Source organism: Streptomyces acidicola, assembly GCF_009377235.1.
In the GTDB taxonomy this organism is placed as follows: domain Bacteria; phylum Actinomycetota; class Actinomycetes; order Streptomycetales; family Streptomycetaceae; genus Streptomyces; species Streptomyces acidicola.
On record NZ_VMNX01000428.1, the window covers coordinates 1 to 3,972 of the forward strand.

Annotated in this window: 3 protein-coding genes; all 3 read right to left on the minus strand. The window is 70.3% G+C overall.

Translation table 11 applies throughout. The features are described 5' to 3' along the window. Positions 1–1,281 (minus strand): bifunctional glycosyltransferase family 2/GtrA family protein (locus tag FPZ41_RS45365; RefSeq protein ID WP_152870633.1); only part of this gene is annotated, 1,281 nt, incomplete at its 3' end. Between the two features lie 14 nt (positions 1,282–1,295). Continuing rightward, on the minus strand, positions 1,296–2,945 hold the full coding sequence (locus tag FPZ41_RS45370; RefSeq protein ID WP_152870635.1) for a sensor histidine kinase: 1,650 nt from the start codon (positions 2,943–2,945) through the stop codon (positions 1,296–1,298). Then, positions 2,942–3,682 carry a response regulator transcription factor gene (locus FPZ41_RS45375; RefSeq protein ID WP_152870636.1) on the minus strand — a complete coding sequence of 247 codons (741 nt, stop codon included), beginning with the start codon at positions 3,680–3,682 and terminating at the stop codon, positions 2,942–2,944. Before FPZ41_RS45375 ends, FPZ41_RS45370 begins: the two co-directional genes overlap by 4 nt. Between the last annotated feature and the right edge of the window lie 290 nt (positions 3,683–3,972).

The window sequence follows — 3,972 nt, forward strand, 5'->3', positions numbered from 1 at the left end:
CCCCGGGCCCTCAGGGCCTCCCGGACCCCCCGGACCCCCGTCACGCCGGTCGGCAAACACCCACGCCCTGAAGAGCAGGAACCGCAGCACCGTCGCCGCGAGGTTGGCGGCGATGAGGACCGCCAGTTCCGTGGAGTGCGAGGGGCTGCTTGTCGCCGCGTTCAGGGCGGCGAGCGAGCCGCTGGTGAGGGCGAGCCCGATGCCGAACACCACGAGGCCCTGGGCCTGGTGCCGCACGGCGCGGTCCCGGCCGCGGACGCCGAAGGTCAGCCGCCGGTTGGCCGCGGTGTTGGCGATCGCCGAGACGAGCAGGGCGAGCGCGTTGGCGAACTGCGAGCCCATGAACGGCCGGAAACCGGTGTAGAGCAGCAGGTAGAAGAGGGTCGACAGACCGCCCACGACGCAGAAGCCAAGGAGCTGACGGGCGAGGCCGCGCGGCACGCCCTGGATGTCGCGGTCGCGGGGGTCGTCCCCGAAGGGCCGGGCGAGCCGGTCCAGCGGCAGTGAGCCGCCGGCCAGGGCCTTGCCCACCCGCCAGACCCCCTTGAGGTCGTCGGTGGCGGTCCTCACGATGTGCACCGTCGAGTCCGGGTCGTCGACCCAGTCGACCGGCACCTCGTGGATCCGCAGGCCCGCGCGCTCGGCGAGGACCAGCATCTCGGTGTCGAAGAACCAGCCGGTGTCCTCCACCAGCGGCAGCAGCAGCTGGGCGACGTCACGTCGTATGGCCTTGAAGCCGCACTGGGCGTCCGAGAAGCGGGCCTGCAGCGAGCCGCGGAGGATGAGGTTGTACGCGCGGCTGATGAACTCCCGCTTGGGGCCGCGCACCACCCGCGAGGAGCGGGCGAGCCGGGAACCGATCGCGAGGTCGGAGTGCCCCGAGATCAGTGGCGCCACCAGCGGCAGCAGCGCGTTGAGGTCGGTGGACAGGTCCACGTCCATATAGGCGAGGACCGGCGCGTCGGACGCGGACCACACCGTCCGCAGGGCCCGCCCGCGCCCCTTCTGCTCCAACCGGAAGGACGTGACCTCGGGGAGCTCCGCCTCCAGCCGTGCGGCCACCTGCGGGGTGGTGTCCGTCGACGCGTTGTCCGCGATCGTGATGCGGAACGCGTACGGGAACGTGCGCGTCAGGTGCTCGTGCAGTCGGCGGACGCACGGCTGGAGGTCCTTCTCCTCGTTGTAGACGGGGATCACTACGTCCAGGACAGGCGTACCGGCATCTCCGGCCGGGAGGTGCTCCCGCGCCGGCAGATTGCCGGGAGAAGAGTCGGTTCGCATGGAGACGACTCTTGTCAGGCCCCCTGTTGTACCCGTGTGGTGACGCTGTGCTGTGCCTGTGAGTCCGACTGCCGGTTTGTTGCCCAGTTCGTTGCCCGGTCGAGCGAGGGCAACGGCCTGGCGAGGGCGGGCAGATGAACCGTGAAGACGGTCCGCCCGGGAACGCTGTCGACGGTCACGGCACCGCCGTGCGCGCTCGCCACGGCCTGCACGATGGCGAGGCCCAGACCGGTCGACCCGGAGGCCCGGGAGCGCGAGGAGTCGCCGCGCGCGAACCGTTCGAAGACGTGCGGGAGCAGCTCCGCCGGGATGCCCTGCCCGTCGTCCTCGACGTCCACGCACATCCACGGCCCGCGCCGCTGCACGCGCGCGGTGACGGTCGTACCGGGTGGTGTGTGCGTGCGCGCGTTCGCGAGCAGGTTGACGAGGACCTGTTGGAGCCGTGCGGCGTCGGCCGACACGAGCGCGGGTTCGTCGGGCAGGTCGAGCCGCCAGTTGTGGTCGCGGCCTGCGGCCCGTGTGTCGCTGATGGTGTCCACGACGAGCGGGATGAGATCGGTCTGCTCGAACTGCAGCGGCCGCCCCGCGTCGAGCCGCGCGAGCAGCAGCAGATCCTCCACGAGGAGCGTCATACGCCCCGACTCGGACTCGATCCGCCCGAGCGCGTGCCGGGTGTCGGGCCCGATCTCCTCCCTGCCGCGTCTGGTCAGCTCGGCGTATCCGCGGATGGACGCGAGCGGCGTCCGCAGTTCATGGCTGGCGTCCGCGACGAACTGCCGTACCCGTGTCTCGCTCTGCTGACGTGCGTGCAGGGCGCCGTGGACGTGGTCGAGCATGCGGTTGAGGGCCGTGCCGACCTGGCCGACCTCCGTGTGGGGGTCGGTCTCGGACTCGGGGACCCGCTCGTTGAGGGTCACCTCGCCGGTGTGCAGGGGGAGTTCGGATACCCGGGTCGCGGTGGCGGCCACCTTACGCAGGGGGCGCAGGGCGACTCCGACGAGCACGGAGCCGGCGATGCCCGCGGCCACGAGACCTGCGGCGGTGACGCTGACCTCGACGAGGATCAGGGTGTTGACGGTGCTGGTGACGGACTCGGTGGGCAGGCCCACGTAGAAGGTGTCGCCGCTGCGGCTGGTGTGGAAGATGACCTGGTATTCACCCTGGTCGGGAAGGGCGACCGAGTGTGCCTTGCCGTCGCGCGGGACCTGGGCGAGCGCGGTGAGGTCCGCCCTGCTCAGCGTGACGGCCTCCATGTCCTGCTGCTGGCCGGTGCTGGAGCTCGCGAGCTCGGAGACGACTCCCTTGACGATGGTGCCGTTCTCCACCAGGGCGCCGATGGTGTTCTCCGGCGACCCGCCCTTTGTCACGAACAGGAGTTTGCCGTCCGTCGTCGGGGTGTCGGTGCCGGTGCCGGTGCCGCTCGGGAGGGGTACGGGGAGGCCCGCGGGCGGCTTGGGCCCGTCGGTGCGCTTGGCGACGTCCTCGATCTTGGTGCCCAGCTGTTCGTACAGATGTGAGCGCAGCGCGAGGGTGGTCACCGTCCCGATGACGGCGCACACCACCGCGATGAGCGCCACCGCGGAGACGACCAGCCGGGTCCGCAGCGTGCGCGGCCGGCGTTCCCGCCTCAGCCCCTGCGTACGCGACCGTCGTCGTCCGCTCATGACGCCGCGGGCTTGATCAGGTAACCGGCGCCGCGCCGGGTGTGGATCATCGGCTCGCGCCCGGCGTCGATCTTCCGGCGCAGGTAGGAGATGTAGAGCTCGACGACGTTGGCCTGGCCGCCGAAGTCGTACGACCACACGCGGTCGAGGATCTGCGCCTTGCTGAGCACGCGCCGCGGGTTGCGCATCAGGAAGCGCAGCAACTCGAACTCGGTGGCGGTGAGATGGATGTCCTGCCCGGCCCGCGACACCTCGTGACTGTCCTCGTCGAGAGTGAGGTCCCCGACGACCAGCACGGAGTCGGAACGCCGGTCGGCGGCGCCGGAACGCCGTATGAGCCCGCGCAGCCGCGCGACGACCTCTTCGAGGCTGAACGGTTTGGTGACATAGTCGTCCCCGCCTGCGGTGAGCCCGGCGATACGGTCCTCGAGCGCGTCCTTGGCGGTCAGGAAGAGAACCGGCACCTCGGGCAGCTCCCGCCGCAGCCGTCCGAGAACGGCCAGCCCGTCCATGTCCGGCAGCATCATGTCGAGGACGACCGCGTCGGGCCGGAACTCACGTGCAGTCTGCACCGCCCCCTGCCCGTCACCCGCGCTGCGGATCTGCCAGCCCTCGTAACGGAGGGCCATGGACAGCAGCTCGGTGATCGACAGCTCGTCGTCCACCACCAGCACTCGGACAGGGCTCCCGTCCGGCCTCAGCAGTTCGGTGCGCCCCTGGGGCGAGGTCGTGGTCATGCTGGAACCATGGCGCCCCCCTCTGAGAGCGCCCTTTCCACAACCTGTGATTTCCCTGAGAAACACACAGGCACCTCTCAGCCCCGCCCGCCGTCCCACCACACTGATCAGGCGCTTGGGCATGCGGGTGCGATCGTCTGGGGAAGCAGTGGGCGATGCGGACGGACTCTGTGAGTCTGCCGATGAGGCCGTCAGAGGAATCCGTTGAACGAATCCGTCAGCGGGATCCGTCAGCGGGATCCGTCAGAGGTATCCGTGCGGAGGGTTCGTCAGAAGAGCCCGCCCTGAAC

Excerpts from the sequence above, each read along its gene's own strand:
- FPZ41_RS45370 (WP_152870635.1), bottom strand. The coding sequence starts at position 2,945 with ATGAGCGGACGACGACGGTCGCGTACGCAGGGGCTGAGGCGGGAACGC.
- FPZ41_RS45375 (WP_152870636.1), bottom strand. The coding sequence starts at position 3,682 with ATGACCACGACCTCGCCCCAGGGGCGCACCGAACTGCTGAGGCCGGAC.